Source organism: Virgibacillus natechei (genome assembly GCF_026013645.1).
GTDB lineage: Bacteria > Bacillota > Bacilli > Bacillales > Amphibacillaceae > Virgibacillus_L > Virgibacillus_L natechei.
In genome coordinates, this window is the sequence record NZ_CP110224.1 from 1932236 (window position 1) to 1956642 (window position 24407).

Annotated in this window: 26 protein-coding genes; 1 reads left to right on the forward strand and 25 read right to left on the reverse strand. The window is 36.1% G+C overall.

What is annotated here, in order from left to right; translation table 11 throughout:
- Nucleotides 1-10 precede the first annotated feature (10 nt).
- Genes bshA through OLD84_RS10110 form a run of 3 tightly spaced genes read right to left on the reverse strand, consistent with a single transcriptional unit; the run spans nt 11 to nt 2318 of the window.
- A complete protein-coding gene (bshA, locus tag OLD84_RS10100) occupies nt 11-1141 on the reverse strand; it encodes an N-acetyl-alpha-D-glucosaminyl L-malate synthase BshA (RefSeq protein WP_209462782.1) in 1131 nt (376 codons plus the stop codon).
- Nucleotides 1142-1174: 33 nt separating this feature from the next.
- The gene (gene dapB, locus OLD84_RS10105; RefSeq protein ID WP_209462783.1) at nt 1175-1960 is read right to left on the reverse strand and encodes a 4-hydroxy-tetrahydrodipicolinate reductase; all 786 of its coding nucleotides are present in this window, start codon (nt 1958-1960) and stop codon (nt 1175-1177) included.
- Between the two features lie 37 nt (nt 1961-1997).
- Nucleotides 1998-2318: a nucleotide pyrophosphohydrolase gene (locus tag OLD84_RS10110; RefSeq protein WP_209462926.1), complete on the reverse strand. Its 321-nt coding sequence runs from the start codon at nt 2316-2318 to the stop codon at nt 1998-2000.
- A gap of 981 nt (nt 2319-3299) precedes the next feature.
- On the opposite strand from OLD84_RS10110, the gene OLD84_RS10115 reads away from it, so the two are divergent.
- Nucleotides 3300-4172, forward strand: a complete 873-nt coding sequence (locus tag OLD84_RS10115; RefSeq protein ID WP_209462784.1) for a YitT family protein — start codon at nt 3300-3302, stop codon at nt 4170-4172.
- A 77-nt stretch (nt 4173-4249) separates the two neighbouring features.
- On the opposite strand, the gene OLD84_RS10120 is transcribed toward OLD84_RS10115, so the two are convergent.
- The 22 genes from OLD84_RS10120 to OLD84_RS10225 form a co-directional block, all read right to left on the reverse strand.
- Nucleotides 4250-4936, reverse strand: coding sequence for a zinc metallopeptidase (locus OLD84_RS10120; protein WP_209462785.1), 687 nt, complete (start codon nt 4934-4936; stop codon nt 4250-4252).
- 60 nt (nt 4937-4996) lie between these two features.
- On the reverse strand, nt 4997-5278 hold the full coding sequence (locus tag OLD84_RS10125) for a sporulation protein YpjB (RefSeq protein WP_209462786.1): 282 nt from the start codon (nt 5276-5278) through the stop codon (nt 4997-4999).
- Nucleotides 5279-5342: 64 nt separating this feature from the next.
- Nucleotides 5343-5924: a lipoprotein heptaprenylglyceryl N-acetyltransferase LhaT gene (locus OLD84_RS10130; protein WP_209462787.1), complete on the reverse strand. Its 582-nt coding sequence runs from the start codon at nt 5922-5924 to the stop codon at nt 5343-5345.
- Nucleotides 5925-6040: 116 nt separating this feature from the next.
- Nucleotides 6041-6817: a menaquinol-cytochrome c reductase cytochrome b/c subunit gene (locus OLD84_RS10135; protein WP_209462788.1), complete on the reverse strand. Its 777-nt coding sequence runs from the start codon at nt 6815-6817 to the stop codon at nt 6041-6043.
- 16 nt (nt 6818-6833) lie between these two features.
- Entirely contained in the window at nt 6834-7508 is a 675-nt protein-coding gene (qcrB, locus tag OLD84_RS10140) for a menaquinol-cytochrome c reductase cytochrome b subunit (protein ID WP_209462789.1), read from the reverse strand.
- A 6-nt stretch (nt 7509-7514) separates the two neighbouring features.
- The gene (locus tag OLD84_RS10145; RefSeq protein ID WP_209462790.1) at nt 7515-8027 is read right to left on the reverse strand and encodes a QcrA and Rieske domain-containing protein; all 513 of its coding nucleotides are present in this window, start codon (nt 8025-8027) and stop codon (nt 7515-7517) included.
- Between the two features lie 153 nt (nt 8028-8180).
- Entirely contained in the window at nt 8181-8651 is a 471-nt protein-coding gene (locus OLD84_RS10150) for a DUF2487 family protein (protein WP_209462791.1), read from the reverse strand.
- 94 nt (nt 8652-8745) lie between these two features.
- Nucleotides 8746-9321, reverse strand: a complete 576-nt coding sequence (locus OLD84_RS10155) for a ReoY family proteolytic degradation factor (protein WP_209462792.1) — start codon at nt 9319-9321, stop codon at nt 8746-8748.
- A 106-nt stretch (nt 9322-9427) separates the two neighbouring features.
- On the reverse strand, nt 9428-10696 hold the full coding sequence (locus tag OLD84_RS10160) for a tetratricopeptide repeat protein (RefSeq protein ID WP_209462793.1): 1269 nt from the start codon (nt 10694-10696) through the stop codon (nt 9428-9430).
- Between the two features lie 159 nt (nt 10697-10855).
- Nucleotides 10856-12145: a 3-phosphoshikimate 1-carboxyvinyltransferase gene (aroA, locus tag OLD84_RS10165; RefSeq protein ID WP_209462794.1), complete on the reverse strand. Its 1290-nt coding sequence runs from the start codon at nt 12143-12145 to the stop codon at nt 10856-10858.
- Between the two features lie 14 nt (nt 12146-12159).
- Nucleotides 12160-13260: a prephenate dehydrogenase gene (locus OLD84_RS10170; protein WP_209462795.1), complete on the reverse strand. Its 1101-nt coding sequence runs from the start codon at nt 13258-13260 to the stop codon at nt 12160-12162.
- Between the two features lie 2 nt (nt 13261-13262).
- The gene (gene hisC, locus OLD84_RS10175) at nt 13263-14363 is read right to left on the reverse strand and encodes a histidinol-phosphate transaminase (protein ID WP_209462796.1); all 1101 of its coding nucleotides are present in this window, start codon (nt 14361-14363) and stop codon (nt 13263-13265) included.
- 104 nt (nt 14364-14467) lie between these two features.
- On the reverse strand, nt 14468-15553 hold the full coding sequence (gene aroB / locus OLD84_RS10180; RefSeq protein WP_209462797.1) for a 3-dehydroquinate synthase: 1086 nt from the start codon (nt 15551-15553) through the stop codon (nt 14468-14470).
- Nucleotides 15553-16722, reverse strand: a complete 1170-nt coding sequence (gene aroC, locus OLD84_RS10185) for a chorismate synthase (RefSeq protein WP_209462798.1) — start codon at nt 16720-16722, stop codon at nt 15553-15555. The genes aroB and aroC overlap by 1 nt, the downstream gene beginning before the upstream one ends.
- A 372-nt stretch (nt 16723-17094) precedes the next feature.
- Nucleotides 17095-17871 (reverse strand): CheR family methyltransferase, encoded by a 777-nt coding sequence (locus OLD84_RS10190; RefSeq protein ID WP_209462799.1) that lies wholly within the window; start codon nt 17869-17871, stop codon nt 17095-17097.
- Between the two features lie 67 nt (nt 17872-17938).
- Nucleotides 17939-18385: a nucleoside-diphosphate kinase gene (gene ndk / locus OLD84_RS10195; RefSeq protein ID WP_209462800.1), complete on the reverse strand. Its 447-nt coding sequence runs from the start codon at nt 18383-18385 to the stop codon at nt 17939-17941.
- Between the two features lie 75 nt (nt 18386-18460).
- On the reverse strand, nt 18461-19432 hold the full coding sequence (gene hepT, locus OLD84_RS10200) for a heptaprenyl diphosphate synthase component II (protein ID WP_209462801.1): 972 nt from the start codon (nt 19430-19432) through the stop codon (nt 18461-18463).
- Nucleotides 19433-19513: 81 nt separating this feature from the next.
- Nucleotides 19514-20218 (reverse strand): demethylmenaquinone methyltransferase, encoded by a 705-nt coding sequence (menG, locus tag OLD84_RS10205; RefSeq protein ID WP_209462802.1) that lies wholly within the window; start codon nt 20216-20218, stop codon nt 19514-19516.
- 2 nt (nt 20219-20220) lie between these two features.
- Nucleotides 20221-21018 (reverse strand): heptaprenyl diphosphate synthase component 1, encoded by a 798-nt coding sequence (locus tag OLD84_RS10210; RefSeq protein WP_209462803.1) that lies wholly within the window; start codon nt 21016-21018, stop codon nt 20221-20223.
- A gap of 174 nt (nt 21019-21192) precedes the next feature.
- Entirely contained in the window at nt 21193-21465 is a 273-nt protein-coding gene (locus OLD84_RS10215) for an HU family DNA-binding protein (RefSeq protein ID WP_209462804.1), read from the reverse strand.
- A gap of 361 nt (nt 21466-21826) precedes the next feature.
- A complete protein-coding gene (gene spoIVA / locus OLD84_RS10220; RefSeq protein WP_209462805.1) occupies nt 21827-23305 on the reverse strand; it encodes a stage IV sporulation protein A in 1479 nt (492 codons plus the stop codon).
- A gap of 366 nt (nt 23306-23671) precedes the next feature.
- On the reverse strand, nt 23672-24397 hold the full coding sequence (locus OLD84_RS10225) for a hypothetical protein (protein WP_209462806.1): 726 nt from the start codon (nt 24395-24397) through the stop codon (nt 23672-23674).
- Between the last annotated feature and the right edge of the window lie 10 nt (nt 24398-24407).

Consider the following 24407-nt stretch of genomic DNA (forward strand, 5'->3'; position numbering starts at 1 on the left):
ATTTCAAATTCTAATTTTGATTCATTAGTACCTTATCATATAGGGTTGAATATTGATTAACTATTTTCTCAGAATGAAAATAATTTTCGGCATGCGCTAATGCATTTCGCGAGAATTTTCTCAATAAATCAGCATCACTTAATAAATGAACCGCATATTTCGCTGCCTTATTCCTATCACCGAGTTCAACAATATAGCCTGTTTCATTATGTGTGATTACTTCCGGGATACCACCAACATTCGTACCAATACACGGTACTTCACAAGCCATTGCTTCAAGTAGCACCAACCCAAAGCTTTCCTTTTCCGATAATAGTAATTTTAAGTCAGCTATAGATAGTAAATCACTAATATTTTTTTGTTTGCCTAGAAAAAGAACACGATTAGCAATTCCGAGTTTGTTAACCAATTCATTAGCTGCAGAATAATCTGGTCCGTCTCCAACCAAAAGCAGTTTGCTATTGATCTGTTTGTTAATCATATAAAAGGTTTGGATAACGTCTTCTGTGCGTTTTACTTTCCGAAAATTAGATATATGAATGATTACTTTTTCATCTGGGTTAATGCCATATTGCTGTTTAATGAAAGGCATTTCTTTTTTGAAATATTCCTGTTCGTTTACAAAATTATATATAACAGAAATGTCTTTATTAACTTCCAGCCTATCTTTTGTTTGGTTTACTAAACTTTTGGAAACAGCAGTTACTGCATCAGATTGTTCTATACCATACTTAATCATCTTTTTAAACGTATGATCAATTCCTAACACAGTAATATCCGTTCCATGCAATGTAGTTACAATTTTAACATCATGTTCTGCGATATCTCTTGCTAATATAGCAGAAATAGCATGTGGCATGGCATAATGAACATGAAGTATATCAAGCTTCTCACGGTCAATTACTTCCGCCATTTTTGAAGCCAATGCAAGGTCATATGGTGGATGTTGAAAGACTGGATAATGGTTCAGTTCTACCTCATGAAAATAAATTTTGGGATAAATCTGATTTAACCGAAAAGGTAAACTGGATGTAATAAAGTGTATTTCGTTTCCCTGTTCTGCCAGGAGCATACCAAGTTCTGTAGCAATAACGCCCGAACCACCAACAGTAGGGTAGCATGTGATTCCTATTTTCTTCATAAACAGTTTCCTTTTTCTTTGTGACTTCAAGCCTTACAAGATATTTTCCAATCCATAGACGAGCTCCTCTAAATTTTGAACTTCTTTTATTGAAAGTTTAATTCCTTCCATAAACGAATCTCGATTATAAGAATCATGTTTAATCGATAAAGTTTGGCCAGGACTACCAAACAACACTTCTTGATGTGCAACAAGTCCAGGCAGTCGTACACTGTGAATTTTCATTCCATCAAAATCAGCTCCCCTCGCGCCTGGTAAGACTTCCTTTTCATTTGGATGTCCTTGTTTTTTGGAAGTTCTTCTATCTTTAATAAGTTCCGCTGTTTTAATCGCAGAACCTGAAGGAGCATCTAATTTATTATCATGATGCTTTTCAATAATATCAACGTCTGAAAAGTATTTCGCAGCCATTTTAGAGAATTTCATCATAAGGACTGCTCCAATCGCAAAATTCGGAGCTATAATACAACCAATTTTCTTTTCCCATGCCAAGGTTGATAGTTCATTTAATTGTTCATCTGTAAAGCCCGTCGTTCCAATTACAGGGCGAATATTTTGTTCTAATGCAGCCTTTGTATGTACATATCCAACATCTGGTACAGTTAGGTCGACAAATATATCTGTTTCTATTTCGGTAAAACATTCTTCTGCATCCTCAAAGCTAGGTACATTTAGATGAGAATGAGCATCTACACCATTTTCCGCTGTTTTACGGTCAATACAGGCAACTAACTGAAAATCTGGTTCATTTGTGATCATCTTAATTGCTTCAGCGCCCATTTTGCCTCTTGGGCCAGCTACGACTATTTTAGTATTCATTGTTGTATAAGCCTCCTAATGTTATCAATATAATAGTTTAATCTTTATATGTCCAACGATCTTTATCCCTTGTTTCTATTTTATTTATTGCAATATCAAAAGCTTCAGACATATCAATTTCTAATGAGTTAGCAAAACAAGAGAGAACAAATAGTATATCTCCCAGTTCTTCTTCGATCGTTTTTTCTTTTTCTGTTGTTTTTTTTGGCTTTTCTCCATGATGATGATTTACCTCGCGTGCCAGTTCTCCAACTTCTTCCGATAACCTGGCCATTAAACTTAATGGGGAAAAATATCCTTCTTTATACTGCGAGATATAATCATCAACTCGTTTTTGAATTTGATTTGTGTTATATATAGGTGTATTGATAGTAAAACCCCTTTATTATGTCTATTCTACTATTATGTTAGCTAATAGGCTTCATTTTGACAAATTATTTATTTTAAATAGCAATAACTAGTTCAGGATTCTCTATAAGATTGTTGTTTTTAACAGCTAAGCAAGTGTAAAACGTTCATATGGCATACGTGCAGGCATTGGTTTTACTATAAAGCTTGGCGCTTGCTAAATATGCTAAAACATTTGACTAACAGTCCGAATACACGTAGCCTTTCTGCGGGAAAGTGGTAGTGTAAGGCCAACGCAATCTACGGTGGCATCCTAATAACAACGTATATAAAAATAGAAGGCTGTTTTCTAAAAGATTCTTGTTTTTGACACATGTTTTATAAATTGCGACTTAATTTACCGCCGCTCTGGAAATACACTACGCTTTCCGCGGGCGGCTGGTAAGCCTCTTCATGCTAAAGCACTTCAGAGTCTCACCTATGCCTATCCCCCCGCCGGAGTCTTCGTGTATTTCCGCCGCTGGTATTGTTCTTTGTAACTTTTTAGAAAACTGGCATTCGTTAAAGGGATTTTTAGAAAGCGTTCTTTGCTTTGTTAGAACCCCTTATGCTCTGGAGTACAAGCCTTTCGCTGAATGCTTTAATTGCACTTATGCAAATAGGAAAGTTTTATGCTTATTATTCAAACAAATACTAGCAGATTTGTGATGGTTGATTGGAGCGGAGGACCGTTGACTCCTGCGGGAACAAGGGTTTTCGGTGGGGCGAGCATTTACGCGCAGTCCCAGCACGAGTCTGAAGACCCCGCAGAGTGGGCTTCTCGAGGAGGCTGAAGCCGTGCCCGCGGAAAGCAACGGTCCGCAGCGGAAAACAACCCAGCGCATACGTCGTCTTTTATATCAACTACGAAGATTTAAAAGCAGTAATATTTACGAAAAAAGAGCCAAATAGAAAAAAGAAATTTTATAGAAATTACAAGGAGGGTTCATAAATGCTAAATGGATTAAAATTTAAAAATACATTTTTTATTCTTTTAGGTGCAGCTATTTTTTCTTTTGGCATTGTTCATTTCAATATGCAGAATAACCTCGGTGAAGGAGGGTTCACCGGAATTACGTTATTGTTTTATTTCTTATGGGGATGGGATCCAGCTATAACAAATATTTTACTAAACATCCCTTTATTTTTCATTGGCTGGAAATACCTCGGGCGGACAACTTTCATTTATACGATTATTGGAACAGTTGCAGTATCCCTGTTTTTAATTATCTTTCAAATTAATCCATTCCCTATGTATTTACAATCTGATATGACATTAGCAGCCCTTTTTGCAGGTGTGTTTATCGGTGTAGGTCTTGGTATCATATTTCGTTATGGGGGAACAACTGGCGGTGTGGATATAATAGCAAGGCTCGTCAACAAATTCGTTGGTTGGAGTATGGGGCGAACAATGTTTCTTTTTGATTTTCTGGTCATTACAACCTCTGTGTTTGTTATTTTAGATTTGATAGAAGGTATGTATACATTAGTGGCAGTTTATATTGCAGCCAGACTAATTGATTTTATTCAGGAAGGAGCATATTCAGCGAGAGGAGCAACAATAATCTCAACTTATAGTGATGAAATAGCAAACCAAATTTTAAAGGATATGAATCGCGGGGTAACTGTACTCAACGGCAGTGGGAGCTTCTCAAAAGAAAAACGGGAAGTGTTGTATTGTGTTGTCGCAAGAAACGAAATTGTTCATTTGAAAAATATAATTAATGAGTGTGATCCACATGCATTTGTAGCTGTAGGCACCGTACATGATGTGGTTGGTGAGGGTTTTACTTTAGATGAGAATAAAAATCCAATCAATGATTGATAAATGCGAGAACCAAACCAGAACGATTGGAAATTAAACAGACAAAAGGGATGACAAATTGTTGTCACCCCTTGTTATTAATCGTTACTCGCTACATACATCATGATAAATCTAACTAACTCCGCTACAGCTACTAATGCAGCAGCGACATAAGTTAATGCAGCAGCATTTAACACTTTTTTCGTTGGTCGTTCTTCGTTATTCCGTATAACACCTGATGCGACTAATTGTCCCATCGCTCTATTAGAGGCATTGAACTCAACCGGTAGTGTAACCAATTGAAACAATACGGCTGCTGACATAAAGATAATACCAAGTAGTAGCATTTCTCCCATACCAAAAATGATACCGGCAAAAATGAAAAAGAATGAAATATTAGAACCAAAACTTGCTGCTGGAACCAATGCACTTCTGAATTTCAAAAAAGCATATTCCTCTGCATCCTGGATAGCGTGTCCAACTTCATGTGCCGCAATTGCTGAAGAAGCCATCGACATACCATGATAATTATCACTCGAAAGTCTAACCACTTTTTTCCTTGGATCATAATGGTCACTAAGTTTGCCTTTGGTCTCCTCTATATTCACGTCAAAAAGCCCATTATCATTTAGAATTTTTCGAGCAACCTCCGCTCCTGACATTGAGGACGATGTTGCTTTTTTCGAATAAGTTTTATACGTGTTTTTTACTTTTGATTGCGCCCATAATGGGATAATCATCAATAGGGCTATATAAATAATAAACCCACCAAGTCCTCCAAACATGTTCATTCCTCCATCATTTAAAATTGTTTCTTAAGGTCAATTTTAGTCAAAATTAGCTTATCAGTCAACTGATTTGTCCTGATTTTTTTCTTTCTCTAATTGCTTTTTCTTTTCACCCTTGTATTTTCTATAACTAACATAGGATAATGTAATTACAATACATCCAGCAATTACTCCAGCTATCCAATAAAATGAAATCTGTTTCGAATTATCTTTAACAGATTCCCCAAATTCGGTTGCGGCTGAACTTGTATCAAGAGAGCCTGTATAAAGTAATTGTATAACAATCCCTACGGTTAGTATCAAAAACTTTAGGATATATATCCTTTTCTCATTTACCATAGAGATCACCTCACATACATTCTATCCACTACTATATGCTGTGAGCTGATCATATATAACCAATCTATAGTTTCATTTTCTCTTCAGGTTTAAGTGTAAGCTTATATGTTATAAAGATTGATAAAATACTGAGCCAAAATGTAAAATAGCCAATTTCGTTCATATATTGAGTTAAGGAGGAGTATATTGGCATCATTCCAAAAACATAGTCTATAATATCATTATGTAATACCCAAATCGCTGCTATAGTAATATGTCTTAATTTAATTCTATAGAACGGAGCATATAGTAACCCTTGCAAAGCCATAGCACCGTGTGAAGCCATTAGCATATATCCCTGCCAGCTAAGCGTCCCCTCAACCACGAGTGTCAAAAGATTCATAACGACAGCCCATACTCCGTATTTAAATAAAGTCATAATAGCAAGGGCTTCAATATAAGGTACATGCTTTTTAAATATAAAAAAGAATAAAAAGATAGTGAAAAACAAAGTTGCTGTCGGGCTATCTGGAACAAAAAGAACAAAAATGGCTGGAGTGATAGCCAACTGACTCTCGTACCACATAAATCCATAAATCGTACCAAATAAATTAATCAAAAATAAGCAAGTTAAAAAAACCCTATCAAGTAAGATATACTTAATCATTATGTAAGTCCCTTCTTTTCAAGATGATTGAACCGGCAGTATCAAAAAGCACCTTCCCCAGTTGATATGGCAAAGGTGCTTTTTTATTTATGGAAGTTTTACTTTATATATGTCTCTTATTCTGCATCTTCATTTACTGAAAGTATAAAGTCTACCAATTGATCCAGTTCTTCATCGGATCCTGTAAATTGATCAGGAGGCATGTCACCAATTCCATCTGTGGATATAGTAGCGATTTCTTCTGCTGAGAAATCAATCCCAAGTAAAGATGGTCCTGAGGCTCCGCCTTGTAAATCATCACCATGACAAGCCATACAATTATTTTCATAGATAGCGTATCCTGGATCCTCTTGATCAATTTCTACATCTTGTTCAGGGATCGGTTGATTTTCTTCCGCACGAGTCTCCCAATCCACAACCGCTACTGAAGCGTAGGTTAACCATATTACGGAAGCTAAACCAAGAAGCATCATACTGACAGCTATTGGTCTCGAGTGTGGTCTTCGTCCTGGTCCCTGGTCTAAAAATGGAGCTAGAAATAGTGCACCAAACCCTATACCTGGGATAACTAATATACCCATAATTGTCCAGACACCACTTGCAAATTCATATTTCAGCAATTCATACAAGAACAAGAAATACCAGTCTGGTAAAGGTATATAGGCAGCATCGGTTGGATCAGCCACGGCTTCCAAAGGTGCTGGATGAGCTAAAGTTAAGCTCAAGAACCCAACTAAGAACACAGAACCTACTAACCATTCTTTTAGTAAGAAGTTTGGCCAAAAAGCTTCAGTTCTCCCGGGATATTCAGAATAATCTTTTGGTATATGTGGATTTGATTCGGCGGAAATTCTTGAATCTCCGACAAACTTCATCCCTTTTCCCTTCTTCACAGCTTTCCCCTCCTTTTTATAGCGGTCCGGCAATACCTTGTTTACGGATTAAGATAAAGTGTACTGCTAATAATGCAAATAATGCAGCTGGCAGGAAGAACACATGGATCGCAAAGAATCTCGTCAGGGTTTGAGCACCTACAATAGATGGGTCACCAGCTAACAGTGTCTTCAATTGTTCACCTATGAATGGAACCTGTTCTGCAATTTCCAAACCAACTTGGGTTGCAAAGAATGCTTTATTATCCCAAGGTAGTAAATAACCAGTAAAACCAAGGCCCAGCACAATAAAGAAGATTAATACACCGACCATCCAGTTCAATTCACGTGGCTTTTTATAAGCGCCTTGGAAAAAGACACGCAAGGTATGTAATAGAAGCATTACAACAATAACACTAGCACCCCAATGGTGCATACCGCGTACGATTTGACCATGTGCAACCTCTGTTTGTAAATAGTAAACAGACCTCCAAGCGTTCTCAATGTCTGGAACATAATACATTGTTAGGAACATACCCGAAAGAATTTGTATTACAACAACGAAAAAGGTTAATCCCCCAAAACAATACACAAAAGCTGAGAAATGATGAGCGGGATTAACATGCTCTGGCACCTCATGATCCGCAATATCACGCCAAATAGGGGTAACATCTACACGTTCATCAATCCAGTCATATAATTTCTGTAGCATAAATTATTACGCCCCCTCTCTTGGAGTTGCATCACCTAGGAATAACATTCCATTTTCCACATCTTGTTCATAGACATCTAATGGAGCTAATGGCGGTGTTCCTGGCACATTGGTACCGTCTTTATAGTAGCGTCCATCATGACATGGGCAGAAAAATTCGTTTGGAAATTCATCGCTTCCTTCCCATGTAACAACACAACCAAGGTGTTTACAAATTGGTGAAAAGGCTTGAATTTCATCATCTTCATTTCTGAAAACCCATGCTGTTTTGCTAACTTCTGACTCATACCAGCCATCTACTTGTGTAACTTGCCAATCCACACGTTGTGGCTCGGTTGTAATATCATCTACAGATATACCGACATTTGCCAAATCACCAACACTTGACTCCTGCAAAACAGGATCCACTGCCATTCGTAACATAGGAACAAGCATACCAGCCGCCATAAAACCGCCTAGACCAGTAAGCGTATAATTTAAAAACTGTCTACGGGATACTTGTTGCTTTTTTTCGCTCATGATTTTCCCCCCTCTTTACATTAATCACGGACAATCATTATTTAATCAGATTACTAGGACAATACTATGATAGCGCAATCTGATTGCTTGGTCAATATATAATCATTATTGTTGCACCAAAAAATATGGCAACGTTATGAAAAACAACAACATTTATTGACTGGTTTTCCAATAGGATCTAATAAGCTCAACAACCTGTTCAACCTGATCGCGTATTACATTATGCATTTCTTTTGAGTTTAAATCACCGGAATGAATACCTGGTAACCATAATAACTCGCCGTGTAATGCTTGTTCATATTGTCTCCAACTGGAATCAAACGATATAAAAAATATTTGGGTGAAGTTCTGTTCCTGTATATCTTTGATCCATGTGTTAATTCTTTCAACCTCATTATCTTTACTAGATGATTTTAAATAATGATAAGTTGGTGTTAATAAGATTCTACCGGTTAGTTCTTTTTCAATTTCTTGTGTGAAAACAGTTAATACTTCGCTCTGAAACGTAATTTTCTCTAAGTCATTATCGTTTGATAACTGAAAAGGGTTTAAAGGGACTACTATGGTGTCTATGTATTCCTTTGAATCCATATATGTCTTTATATCTTTCTTTGTCCATCTCATATTTATATCACGCTTCCTCCTCTATTCTGTTCTAAGTATCAAATAATATAACCCTATTTGTAAAGTTTATATCATTTACACAAAAAAAATCAACCTATTGCTTTAGCAATTTAGGTTGATTCGCATTTGACATTTCCAGTCTATGTAACTGGTTCACTAATTTTGTGAATTTCTTTTGATCCATTTCGTCCAATGACTGGTCAATTTCTGTTAGAAGTAAGTCTTTTTTATATGTGAAAAGAGACTTATCCAATAATTGTTTTGCAAGGTCCTGATCCTTTTTGGTTATAAAATATTCATCTGGAATATATGGATTTTCTTCTAAAACAGATACATAGAATGAATTTTGATTTGCATTTTTAAAATTAAGTTGTAAATATAATGGTTCGTGTTGATTTAATCGAATATCGTGAAAAGACTTTTCGGCGTCAGTTGTAACGAGATGATTTTTATAAAAGCGGAACGGAGCCTCCTCGGAGCATTGGCTCGTCATTACGATACCTCTTGAGCAAAATTTTACCTCTCTTACAAAATGAACATTAGCTAGAAGTTCATTATGATTTACCAAGTAATTTAATATCCAAACACTTTCTCGTTTTTTTAATTGATAATGGTCTAAAAACCATCGAATAAAACTTTTTTTATCTTGCACGGAAATAGGAGTTTGCATACGTATACGATACCTCCTTCATGATTTCTCTTTTTTAAAGAGAATATGACATGCATATATCTTCATAATAGAACAAGTCAGGTCAGTCCAACTGGGTAATAATATTCTATTCTTGGCCATCCTTTGCCTGCTTCAAACGATTGAGAAAATCCTCTATTTCTATATCCAATGGCTGTTGGGCTAAGTACGCTTCTAAAATCGGAATGGCATCCTCTGTCCTCCCTTCTTCTGTAAGAAAATATCCATAGTCCTTCATAAAGTCACTATCCTGATTAAGGCTATTATATGCTTCCTTATAGTGTTTTAATGCATCATCATATGATTCAATTTCATTATATGCTCGAGCAAGTTCCCATTCATATAGGGAATCGTCTGCACCTAATTCTTTAATTTCTACTATTAAATCTACAATTTCAGCATATTTATCCTTCGTTTTAAACTGTTCAATTAAAAATAATATGGCTTCTTTATAATCGTGGTCTAAGACAATTGCTTCTCGAACCCATTTTTCACTTTCATCATCATTATTCAGTTGATGCGCTAATACACCTGCTAGAAAGAACAGTTCTTTGTTAAACTCATCGATTCCCAGTCCCTGCACAGCTGTTTCATATGCATCGTTAGGCATTCCCTCTTCGTCATAAACATTAGCTAACTGATAATAGACTGTATGGTAATAAGGGTCGATTTCCATTACATGCTCCCAGGCTTTTATTGCAATATCATTTCGAGCAGCCTGATAAGCAGTGAGTCCATATTTAAATAGCGTGTCAGGGTGTTCGCTTTCGATATCCTGGAAAAATGTTAGTGCTAATTCGTAATCTCCTGAAGCAGCATGTGCCTCTCCTAATCGATCGTTAATCGATATATTAGCTACTTCCTTCATTTGAGGTAAGATTTTCTCGTAATAAGTAATTGCTTTTCTGTACTCACCAATCGAAAACAATAGTTCGCCTAATGCAAAATCAATAACCACTTCATTTGGGTCATGCTGTTTAGCCGTTAGCAACTTTTGTTCAGCAACCTCGAATAATCCTTGTGCTTGATATAGATCTGCTAACTGAATTAAAGTTTGTGTATATGCTGGATCACCTACTGGAATTTCATTTAATAAATTTATAGCTAATTCATCATCTTCCATGTCTATATATATATCAGCAAGCATAACCTTTATTTCACTTTCATTGGGATATCGCTGTAGTAACTCATTTAAAATCACACTTGCCTCATGTAAAAAACCCCATTGAATATACAATTCGGCAATGGTGTGCCGTTCCTCTTCATCAGCTATAGGTAGATAACTTTCTAATACTTCTACTGCTTTTTCTGATTGATTACTTTCCATTAAATTTACTGCTTGCATTATGGTGTCCATTAAGAACATCCTCTCTCTAAAGTAAAACTTCATTTAATCCTATCTTACCTACCACATGCGATAAACAGGTATTCTTAATCGGTATGGTACATTTCATAATACCAAAAGCTTTTTTATATTCAAAAGAAAAGGATCTACAAATATGCAGATCCTTTCACACTAATTCAAAATAGTTTGTAAATCATCAAAAAATGTTGGATAGGAAATAGCAATGGAAGAAACATCATCAATCGTCACGTCATCTTCTGCAACCAGGGATGCAATTGCAGCCATCATTGCAATGCGATGATCATTGTATGACGATACTTCGCCTCCGGTTAATGTCGTCTTTCCATAAATAATGATACCATCAGTTGTTGCCTCTAAATTTGCACCTAAGGTAGATAAGACATCGACCACAGCTGCAATTCGATCGGTTTCTTTAACACGAAGCTCCGCTGCATTACGTATAATGGTTGTTCCTTCAACTTGCGTAGCTAGTAATGCAATGATCGGAATTTCGTCAATTAATCTAGGGATAACTTCGCCTTCAATCGTTGTACTATGAAGTGCTGTATGTCCAATGGTTATATCCCCCAGCAATTCCCCACTACTAACTTGCTGGTTATGCACCTGCATATTAGCTCCCATCGTATTTAGCACATCAATTATACCGGTTCTTGTTTGATTAAGACCTACGTTTTTTAATTTTACATTACTACCCGGAACAATTGCTGCTGCAACTAAAAAGAATGCGGCAGAAGAAATATCACCCGGAATATAAACATCAATTGCTTTTAGTGATTTTTTATTGGTGATCTTTGTATCTAATCCATCCGTAGTTATATCAGCACCAAAAGCTTTTAGCATATTTTCTGTATGATTTCTCGTAATAGTTTGTTCAGTGACCTTTGTTTCCTCATTAGCAAGTAAACCTGCAAGAAGAACTGCAGATTTGACTTGTGCACTTTTAACAGGTAATGCATAATTGATTCCGTTCAGCATTTTCCCTCGAATGGATAACGGTAAATAATTTCCATCTCCTCTGCCATCAATTATAGCGTCCATTTGTTTTAAAGGACTAACCACACGATCCATCGGACGATTTGATAAGGAAGGGTCCCCGTATACCGTAGTGAAAAATGGAAATCCTGCTAATAAACCAAGCATTAACCTAGCAGTCGTTCCAGAATTGCCAAAATAGATTGGCTCTTTTGGCTCCTTCAGTGCCGCGATACCTTTTCCTTCAATAATGAGAGATGTTTCTTTATGTTCAATGGAAACCCCCATAGAACGAAATGCCTTCACAGTGCGCATGCAATCTTCTCCGTCCAAAAAATGAGAAACATGAGTTGTACCTTGAGCCAAAGAACCTATCATTACAGCTCTATGTGATATTGATTTATCTCCAGGCACCTCTATTTCCCCTGATAATACGTTTTGAGAGGGATGTAATTTACGTTCATTCAATAGCAAGCACTCCTTTAGTTTTGAACCATCACTTCATGGCCATGATTTTGTAATAAATGATAGCTTTGTATTTGTAAATCCTGTGTAGGAAAACTTAATCTTAAAGCGCCAGTAATGCCCTCACGAATTTCTAGAATTTGTATATTTTTAATACTTATCTCTTTACTAGCTAACAGTTGTACGACGGATGCCAATGCTCCGGTTTGATCTTGTATGTCAACATATAAATCATGGAAGGAAGGGATGGCCCCTTTATCCTTCTCGCCTAACCCATCTCGATAGACTTTGGCATTTTTTAGATATGTAATCATACTTTCTTTATCATTTGTATCCAATAACTCCTTAAGTGATGACATCTCAATAATCCAATCTTTTAATAACTTAGACATTTTAAATTTATTATGATAAAAAATGTCTTGCCACATTTCAGGGTTACTGGAAGCAATTCTTGTAATATCTCTGAATCCTCCCGCGGCCAGTGTTGGTAAATATGTATGTTTATCCCCCCATTGTTTGGCTTGATGGACAAGAGATGAAGCAATTAAATGAGGAAAATGTGAAATAACACCCGTCATCTCGTCATGCTCATTTGAGTTTAAAGTAACAAAATTACTATTGGTATGTTTTAAGATATTTTTAAGTGAAGCTATTTTTCCCTCTGTACTTCGTATAGATGGTGTTAGCACATAAATGGCATTTTCAAATAGATGCTCTTTCGCAGCTTCGACTCCTTTTTTATGGGAACCAGCCATTGGATGACCACCTATAAAAGTAATATGTTCATTTGTTAAGGTGTTAGCTGTTTCCAAAATGGAGGTTTTGACAGAAGCTACATCCGTAACAATAACATCCTTCTTTAAAGGTAGTGAATCTAAATCATGCAATAAGCTAATCGTTTCAGATATTGGTGCTGCCAGTATAATAAAATCTGCCTGTTGCACTGCCAAGGTAAAATCAGTTGTTGATTCATGTATCATCTCATTCAATTGTGCGTATTCTAATGTTTTCAAATCAACATCATACCCGACGATATGATGTTGATTCGACTGGAATATACTTTTGGCAAGTGATCCACCAATTAAACCCATGCCTGCTATTACTATTGTTTGTTTCAATTCTAAATCTCCTTACTTAATTGTTGCTGCATAGCATATAATAGATTCTGTAATTGACTCATATCCTTTTCATTACCAAGTGTGACCCTAATTGTATTTGGACAACCAAGAACCTCACCTGGACGTACAATGAAACCATTCTCTATTAAATACTGAAAGACTTCATTCCCACTTATAGGTGTGTTGACCAGTAAAAAGTTTGCTTGCGATTCATAATACGTCCATTCAATTGTATCAAGAAACTGCATGAAATCTTGTTTCACAGTATTATTTTTAGACTTTGTTTCTTCAATGAATGCTGAATCTTCCAGTGCAATTAAGGCAGCTTTTTGTGCAATTGATGTGGTATTAAATGGGCCTCTGACTACATCCAACTTCGTAATCAAGTCTTCGTTTGCGATAGCGTAACCGATTCGTAATCCAGCTAACCCATGAGCTTTTGAAAATGTCCGTAATATAACAAGATTTTCATATGTTTCTATACGATGAACAGCTCCCGGATCCTGACTAGCATCCATATATTCATAATAAGCTTCGTCCAGTACAACTAATACATCTTTTGGACAGCGATCCATGAATGAATAAATGGCTTCCTTTGAAAGGCTAGACCCTGTTGGGTTATTAGGAGAACATAGCCATACAACCTTTGTATATTCGTCAATAGATTCAAGCATTTTTTCAAGATCATGGTAGCCATCTACAGTAGGAATCTCTTTAATGTCTGCCCCTTCAATTAACGTATTGTGTTTGTACTGCGGGAAAGTAGGTGTAGGCATAACTGTGTTTACACCCGGGTACAAAAAGGCACGGCAAATCATTTGAACGATTTCTTCAGATCCACTACCGAATAATAACTGCTTTTCGTTTACAGCTAATTTAGAGGCTATAGCTGTACGTAATTCAGCTGTATACCCGTCTGGATAAATTTCAAAATCTGTTATGTTATTTGAAAAATAATCTTTAACATGCGAAGAGTAACCATATGGGTTTTCGTTTGATGCTAATTTAACAATACGATCTAACCCGTACGCTTCTTTAATGTCTTTGATTTGCTTCCCTTGTTGGTATGGTGTTAATTGTTTGAGAATTAATTTTCCTTCCATATCTCCCCGCCTCTCTTTTAATTAAATCAGCGCGTACTGATTACTGTCCTTATGAAACAGATGTTGGATATTTGATTTCTCTCTCTTATTACAGCATGACGAGATTATTCCACCAGTGACGCAATCTCCAATTTTTTAGTAAATGATTTTAAATAGATTTTCATATCGTAATCATTAATTTCTTGCACGATTGGTTTGCCTATTTCCTTCAACAGCACCATTTGAATGGTATTGTTCAATGTTTTTTTATCAGTCTTCATTTTTTTGATGATTGAATCTTCGTTTAATTGTAAGATATTCAAAGGATAATTATTCTTCTTTAACCATTGAAAAGTAGAATCGTATGGTAGTTTGCTTGAAAACGTTGATTCACTTACATGCAGGGAGAATAATAGGCCTATTGCAACAGCTTCTCCATGGGTAATTTCTCCATATCCTAACTCTGCTTCAAGTGCATGCCCTAAGGTATGACCCAAATTAAGGTTTTTTCGGACACCAGACTCCTGTTCATCAATCTCGACGACAGATGATTTAATTTTTATGCCTGCAGACAAATGCTCTTCCAGTTGGTTATTCTTTACGTTTATCAGGTTTACATTTAACAGTTTATTGAAAAAAACTTCGTCTGCAATTAGAGCTTCTTTAACTAATTCGGCATAGCCTGACCGTATATCCTTTTCACTTAATGTTTCAAGTGATTGTGTGTCATAAACAACAGCTGCTGGAGGGTAGAAACTTCCGATTAAATTTTTCCCCAATTCATGATTAATCGCAACCTTCCCGCCTACACTGCTATCATGAGCAAGAATGGTTGTCGGCATTTGAATATAATCAATTCCCCGCATATATGTTGCAGCAGCAAAACCAGCTAAATCACCAACAACACCGCCACCTAAAGCAATAATTAGCGATTCGCGATCCAAGCCAAACTGAATCGCATCCGTCTGTAATTGATAGTAATATTCTAAACGCTTTGACTGCTCTCCGACAGGGATGATCGATTGAAAAACTTTTTCGTCAGGAAAGTTAGTTACAATATCATTTACATACAATTCTGCAACTTTTTCGTCAGATACGATCAAAATTGAGGAGTACTTTTTTTCTATTAATTTATTTAAACGAAAACGTATATTTTCTCCTATAAAAATAGGGTAGGAATGCTTGCTAGCTTTAACGAGAATTCGTTCCACTAAAAACACCTTATTTCTTCACGATAATCAGCCACTGCTTGCTGAAGCTTTGGAAACTGATCGCTTGGAAATTGTTCTGTTATTGCCTTAGCTAGTTCAAAAGCTACAACATGTTCCATTACGACAGAAGCTGCAGGAACAGCGCATGCATCCGATCTTTCAACAGTTGCTTTGAAAGGCTCTTTTGTTTCAATATCGACACTTTGAAGTGGTTTAAGCATTAAAGTCGGGATAGGTTTCATCACACCTTTTACGACGATTGGCATTCCAGTTGTCATTCCACCTTCAAAGCCGCCTAATCGATTGGTACTTCTATGGTAGCCATTTTCTTCATCCCAGATTATTTCATCATGTACTTCACTACCATTTTTTCTTGCTGCTTCAAAGCCGATTCCGAATTCTACGCCTTTGAATGCATTGATGCTAGTGACACCACCCGCAATGCGACTATCTAACTTTCGGTCATAATGGACGTATGAACCTATACCTGCAGGCATTCCTTCTACATAAACTTCAACAACACCGCCAATTGAGTCGCCTTCTTTTTTAGCTTGATCGATCGCACTCATCATCGGCTGTTCTACATCTTTATCTAATACCCGAACAGGTGATTCTTCAGAATTCGCTTGACGTTCACCTATTGTTAATGAATGATCGTCTTCTGCACGAATACCGGCAATCTCCTTAACATAGCCAGACACCTCGATACCCAGTTGTTTTAATAATGTTTTCGCGACTGCACCTGCTGCAACTCGCACTGTAGTCTCACGTGCTGAAGATCGCTCAAGTACATTACGCATATCACGATGACCATATTTAAGAGCTCCATTTAAATCAGCGTGTCCTGGTCTAGGTCTTGATACAACTCGTTTAACCTTTGTATCCTCTTCAATAGGGTCTTCACCCATGATATCTTCCCAATGCTTAAAATCATCATTATGTACTACAAGAGAAATAGGAGACCCCAATGTATAGCCATGTCTTACACCACTTGTAATCTCCGCAAGGTCTTTCTCTATTTGCATTCTTTTGCCCCTACCATGCCCTTTTTGCCTACGTAACAAGGATTCATTGATATCCTCTTTAACTAAGGGCATATTCGCTGGTACCCCTTCTATAATCGTTGTTAGTTGTTTTCCGTGAGACTCTCCTGCTGTTAAATAACGCATCAAACATTCTCCTTTTCTAAAAGATAAATATACTTTTTGTGAAAATTAGCTTTTTAGCAAATACGCACAAGTTTTTCTAATAACTATATCATATCTTCTATTATTTTTGGTGGAAATAATAAAAAAACTACTACAAGGTTATTAATTATTAGAAAGTTTGGCTTATCGTTAAGCTTTTAGCGGCGTCAGCCAGTATCCGTACTTACGACTCATAGGGCTGTGCGCCGGAAGTCTAGTTCAGTGGTTGTCACGGTGTGGGATGCGCATTTACGCGCAGTCCAAGCACGTGACGGTTTTCGCTAGTGAACAGTAGGTGGTTTTTTCTTATATACAAAAAACGCTTATCTATTCGAGACAAGAGCAGGGAGTGAATCATTCTTTCTGATAAAAAAATGTATCAATCACGTTTAAATCATATTTGTTTGCACTGAAAATTTGTTCTGTACTGCCGACAAATAAAACGCCATCCTTATTAAGACATGCACTGAAATTGCGGTATATAATATCCTTAGCTGTGTCTGTAAAATAAATCAGAACATTACGACAAACAATCAAATCAATATTTCGAGGATATTTATCAGCCAATAGGTTATGTTTCTTAAAGGTAACCAGTTGCTTTATTGTATAATCGATATCATATAAACCATTTTTTTTAGTAAAATACTTTTTCTTTATTGATTGAGGAAGTTCTTTTAAGGCCTGTTCTTTGTAAACTCCTTGCTTCGCACTATGTAGTGCACTTTCATCAATGTCCGTTGCTGTGATCGAGAAGTCAACGTCAGGAAATAATTCTTTCATCATGATAGCGATAGTATATGGTTCTTCACCTGTGGAGCACGCAGCACTCCATATGGATAATTGTTGTTGTTTTTGATTTACTAAAAGCGGAAGAATTGTCTTTTGAAGAACATCCCATCTTTTTGGGTTTCGATAAAATTCGGAAACATTAATAGTTAGTCTATCAACAAATTCTTTTAGTAAAAGCTCCTCGTTATTTAATGCTTCATAGTATGAAGTAAAGGTGGCAAAACCTCTCTTGTCTCTCAATGACGTAATGCGACGTTTCATTTGAGCTTCTTTGTATAAGTTAAGATCAATTCCGAGCTTTCTATTAATTCGATAGATAAAGTCATTATATTCTTTTGTCATTTTATCACGCCTTTTATTCACCTATTAAAAGTAAAGGCCTCCGCATAACGGAGACCTTATTGAAATATTAGTAAATCCATTCACTATCCTGTTTTGTGTACGATACAATTTCATGTTCAGAAAAGAATAATCCAATTTCTTTATCGGCACTTTCTATGGAATCGGATCCATGGATAACGTTTTTTCCAACAGTAATACCAAAATCTCCACGTATTGTACCAGGAATAGCTTCCGATGGTTTTGTTGCTCCCATCATATCTCGTGCGGTTGTAATTACATCTTCACCTTCCCATACCATCGCAAAAACAGGTCCAGAAGTAATGAATTCAACAAGCCCTCCAAAAAATGGCTTGTCTTTATGTTCACCATAATGGTTATATGCTAAATCATCTGAAATGATCATAAGCTTTGAGCCAACTAATTTAAATCCTTTCGACTCAAATCTTTTTACTATCTCTCCAATTAAGTTACGTTGGACCCCGTCTGGTTTCACCATAACAAATGTCTTCTCCACTTAAGCACCCCATCAACAGAATTTTTTATGTAACAAACAAAATTTTAACAAATTTTACAAAAAATTACAACTATATTATGAACGTCTTTTTCCAATATATTTAGCTATATCCTGTAAGGTCTGTTTTGCTTTTTGGTCAGGCACTTCTTCTAAAGCATTTAATGCTTTCTGTAAATATAGATCGCTTAGATTATAGGAGCGTTCAATTGCGTTTGTTTTTTGTAACCCGCTCAATACTGCTTCCATGTCTTCCTCTACCACGTTTTCAGGATTTGAGAATGTTTCTCTTATTAAATTATTAAATGATCGATCCTGCATAGCATAGAGTACCGGAAGTGTAACATTGCCCTGTAATAAGTCATTTCCTGATGGCTTTCCTAATTCTTTTGAAGTAGAAGTGAAATCAAGTACATCATCGATGATTTGGTATGACATACCGATATAATAGCCATACTTATATAATTTATTTGCTTGATCCTCTGGTAAACCACTTACAATAGCCCCTAATTTACAGCTTGTTGCTATAAGTAAGGCTGTTTTCCGTTTGATTCTTCGTAAATAATGACGTAGTTCTTGATCCCAATTATATTTCTCTTTTATTTGTTCTATTTCTCCAATACAAACTTCAACAATTGTTTGTGCCAAAAGACGGTGTATGTTTGCATCTTTAATTGTCGTAATTTCTTCTAAAGCACTTGCCAATATGTAATCCCCTGTATACATGGCTACACGATTATCATATAGATGCTTTATTGTAGGCTTTCCTCTGCGTAACGTTGAATCATCAATAACATCATCATGAACAAGTGTTGCCATATGAATCAATTCAAGGGAAACAGCTGCTGTTTTAATCCGGTTTAGGTCAAAGTTTCCTAGCTTTCCAGACAACAAGACAAAAACTGGTCGAATTCGCTTTCCACCTGCTTGCAGCAAATCAGTGGATGCTTCTCGTAACACAGGGTGCTCAGCCTTTATAACTTTATTGAGAGATTCTTCAATTACATCTAAATCCTTTTTTAAATATCCATAAGTTTTCGCTATTTTCATGTGTGTGTCACCTTTTATTTTCACTATAAGAAGTATCTATTTTATAAGACTAAAGTATAATATAACTATAGCTTAATGTTGTCATTTAAACCCCATATGCATGGCCGCTACTCCACCCGTATAGCTTTTAACCTGAACAGAAGAAAAGCCAGCTTCCAGAAACATTTGTTTCAATTCTTTTTTATTTGGAAAGTTTTTAGCTGATTCTTGAAGCCATGAATATTCTTTATAACTTTTGGCAAATATTCTTCCAATTAGAGGCATAATAAAACGAAAGTATAAATAATATAATTGCCGAAACCCAAATATTGTTGGTTGTGAAGTTTCCAAGCAAACAACGCTCCCACCTGGTTTCACCACACGATGTAGCTCTTCTAAAACAGTCATATAATCTGGTACGTTACGCAATCCAAAACCTATTGTTACATAATCAAATGAATTCGCTGCAAACGGAAGCTCCATAGCATTCCCTTGAATTAAACGGAGTTGCTTAAGGTTAAGGTCCTCTTTCTTGTCCTTAGCAACAGATAACATATTTTGGCTAAAATCCAGACCAACAACATTTCCCTGAGTCCCCGCTGCTTCTGCTAAAGAGATAGCCCAATCACCAGTTCCGCAACAGACGTCGAGTGCTTTGGATCCTTTTCTAACACTCATACGTTTTAAAACATCTTTCCGCCATGATTTATGTCTTTGGAAAGAGATGATAGAGTTCATCGAATCATATTTTTTATATATTTTCTCGAAAACATAATGAACACGTTCTTCTTTTGATTGTTCTGTCATGGCTACCCTTCTTCCGCTATTGAAATATTTTCACGTATATATTCATTTAACCTGGAATCAAGATGAGCTTTAATGGCTGTATACTGAACAGGTAAATTCAACTTTGAGCGTTCTAGTTGTTGCAATTTATCTTCTATTATCGTTTCAATTGTATTTAACGTAGATGTATAAGAATCTTGAGAAGTGTTTCTTAACCAATTATCTACAAAAGAGGAAGATTCATTATTGACAAGTTTTCTTTTTTCTTGGATTAATTTATTCGTTAATAACCATTCGCTTGCAACATAATCAAGTGAAGTATCATCTACATATTTAGCGACTTTCAAAATTAATATCGATTCAATTTCTTTGACTAAATTTGTATATTCGTGAAAAGAACTTTCTTTGCTGTAATAAAGCTTCATTTTAGATTCATTAATTTCTTTTATAGCAGATGCCAAGTTATGTATGAGGTCAAAGTCTTCAATTTCTGATAGTAGTAAATAATAGAGACCGCTATAATAGTCCCCAGCTAATACACTTAATTGTTTTGATAACTTTAATTCTTCACTCTCATCCGAGTTATTTGTTTTTGGCACCAGTTCATGCGTATCCAGCGCAACCTGAACAAGCATAGTTGTGATGATATATCTTTCTTTTTGGTTAGCTGCTAAAGCAGTATTATTTATGATTGCAGCTAGGATAGTAAGCTTTTCTTCATCAATAATGGGCTTTTGCATATACTTTTCAAGGTATGCATGTCGAATTTTATCCTCAACAAGAGCCTTAAGATGTCGAATTTCTATACTAGGAGTATTCAAGGAAATCACCTGAGCCCTTTCATCTATTCAATAAACACTTTAGTTATTATATCATAATTTACATACAATCGATAATAAAGAATTTCGAAGAATAGATTACGGTCCAGGAGTTAATTTTAGTACACATCACATTAAAAAAAGGGTGCGTGTACACGCACCCTTTGCCCTATGTAATTATTTCACGGTATCTTTAAGGGCTTTTCCTGGTTTAAAAGCAGGAACTTTGCTTGCAGGAATTTCGATCTCTTCACCAGTTTGTGGATTACGACCTTTACGAGCTGAACGCTCACGTACTTCAAAGTTACCAAATCCAATTAACTGTACTTTTTCACCATCTTTAAGTGAATCCATGACAGATTCGAATACTGCATCTACCGCTTTTGTAGCATCTTTCTTAGAAAGTTCACTTTTCTCTGCTACCGCATTAACTAAGTCTGTTTTGTTCATGACATTCACCTCCTCCCGGGTAGTTTCAATCGACATTGTAACAAATAATTAAACTATCATCATTTGTTCACCAATTTGCCAGTTTTTATACTTAGATATCATCTGCTTGATAAGATGACAAGGCTTATAATAACTGAGTTTGCCACAAAATTCAACAATAAGTATCAATTTTTTAGCTTTTAGTGCATTATATGCCTGATTTTCTATTAAAAATGGGGACATAGATACAATTATTGGTAATTGGTTAACTCCAGATTTCATAATTATTTTTGCCTTACTAAAGTATATACGACATTGTATGGCGATTTCCTGCCGTTTCTCTATATATTTTTTCAAGAAAAAAAGCAGCTAATTAAAGCTGCTATAATATAATGGCTATTAAACCACCAGATCCTTCATTTATGATTCGCTCCAATGTATCCTTTAATTTATATCTGGCGTTTTCAGGCATTAGTGATATTTTCCCCTGTATTCCTTCTCTTACAATCGAACTGAGAGATCTACCAAAAATGTCTGATTCCCAAATGGATAATGGATCATCCTCAAAATCTTGCATTAAATATCTTACTAATTCCTCACTTTGCTTTTCTGTACCAATGATTGGGGAAAATTCTGATTCCACTTCCACCTTTATCATATGAATGGAAGGAGCTACGGCTTTTAAACGGACTCCAAATCTAGAACCCTGCCTGATTATTTCTGGTTCATCCAGTATCATGTCCTCTAATGTCGGTGCAGCGATACCATATCCCGTTTGTTTCACCATTTTAAGTGCACCTGATACCTGATCATATTCTCTTTTCGCGTGAGAGAAATTTTGCATTAATTCCAATAAATGATCTTTCCCTCGAATTTCTTCGCCAACAATTTCTTTTAAAATTTCGTCATATAGGTGGTCTGGTGCGTGCAAATCAATTTCAGCAACACCCTCACCCATTTCCATTCCCGCTATATTTGCTTTGTCAATATAATCATATTCGGAGAAATTGCCAACAATTTCGTCCACATCTCTTAATCGTCTAATGTCCTTGACGGTTGATTGAATTGCTTTTTGATAGTTCGTTCTTAACCAATGATCTTCTTTAAGTACCATTACCCAGCTGGGGAGATTCACATTAACTTCAAGTACAGGAAATTCATACAATGCTTCACGTAAAACATTATAAACATCATGTTCCGTCATTGACTCAATACTCATAGAAAGTACGGGTATGTCATATTTTTCTGTTAGATCCTGACGTAGTAGTTCTGTGTTCTGACCTGTTGGATTAGTTGAATTAACTACCATTATAAATGGTTTGCCAACTTCTTTTAATTCGTCTACTACTTTTGCTTCTGAATCTTCATATTCATTTCGTGGGATTTCACCTATCGTCCCATCTGTAGTTACAACAACACCTATTGTAGAATGCTCTTGAATTACCTTTCTAGTACCAATCTCAGCTGCATCATGAAATGGTATTGGTTCCTCGTACCATGGCGTGTGGATCATTCTAGGACCATTCTCATCTTCAAACCCTTTAGCACCTTCGACAGCGTACCCTACACAGTCTACCAATCGTACATTTACATCAAGTCCATCCTCTACATTAATGGATACTGCTTGATTTGGAATAAACTTCGGCTCTGTTGTCATAATGGTTTTACCGGCTGCACTTTGCGGTAATTCATCATGTGCTCGAGAACGCTCGCTTTCTTCTTCGATATTAGGCAGGACAACCAACTCCATAAATTTCTTTATAAATGTTGATTTTCCTGTACGGACAGCTCCTACAATACCAAGATAAATATCTCCATTAGTCCGTTTAGAAATATCTTTAAAAATATCAACTCTTTCCAAAAGATCCCCTCCCGATCCCCGTACTTATTATTATTATTATTAGGACAAACGACGAATAATTAACATTACAAGTCTATGATGTTGTCCTATCAAAATATGCCTTAAATATGTGAAAAACAATATAAATCTGCACAAACCCTTCTAAGAGGTTGTTCGATGGTTGTTCAAAAAGTCACCGATTAGTAGTTGCGAATCTCTTCGTTAGCTTGTTTTTCGTTAATCAGGTAGTAAGGATAAGGGCCTTCTACTAAAACCGCCCTTTTTGATCAAAGACTCTCATGTATTTTCAATCAAAAAAACAGATGAAAACAAATTATCCCTTGCAACAATATATGTTACAAGGGAATTAATATGATATATTTATTTCTATTTTGTAGAAAAGACAGGCTCTCCATCACGAATTGTATAAGGGAGGGAATAGGCAGGTACAAATGGTGTATTCTCCGCTAAAATATACCTAATATCATCACCTTCTTCATAATCGTGTTCAAATTCGTTCAATGCATTATTTAATTCTATGCGATAATCAACATACAAATTCCCTTCCACATCCATAATTATAGGAAGGTTTTCATTCGAAAATGGGCTTTCTACACTGGGTTCAGTGTCTAATCCTAATTTTTGATAGTCTAACGTATATACATCATCTGCAATCTCTTCCCCAAAGGGAGGGTAAATATTTTCATTACGATAAAAATCAAGCTGTACATTTATGCTACGTATAGCTTCCGTAATTTGTAGATCGATTAGCTTTACACGAGGATCTTCTTCTGGAGTTAACAGTGTATATTGATAGACTCCTCCGTTTTCATAGGCAGTTCCAGGAGTTTCAGAAAGAAGATTGCTTTCTTTTAAAGCAGTGAAATCAATTTGGTACCTCTGGAAAACCGGAGTATCACTTGACATCGTTTTAATAGGTACAAGACCTTGTTCTTCTTCCTGATACGTTTCAACTGCAGTTTGAACTCGCTCCAGCTGTGCTTCATTAGATGGTTGATTTTTAGCTAATTCATTAGTTGGAGATAAACAGCCGCTTAGTATCATCGTAAATATTAGCAAAGTTAATATACGATACACATATGTAAATTTCATTTGAATACCC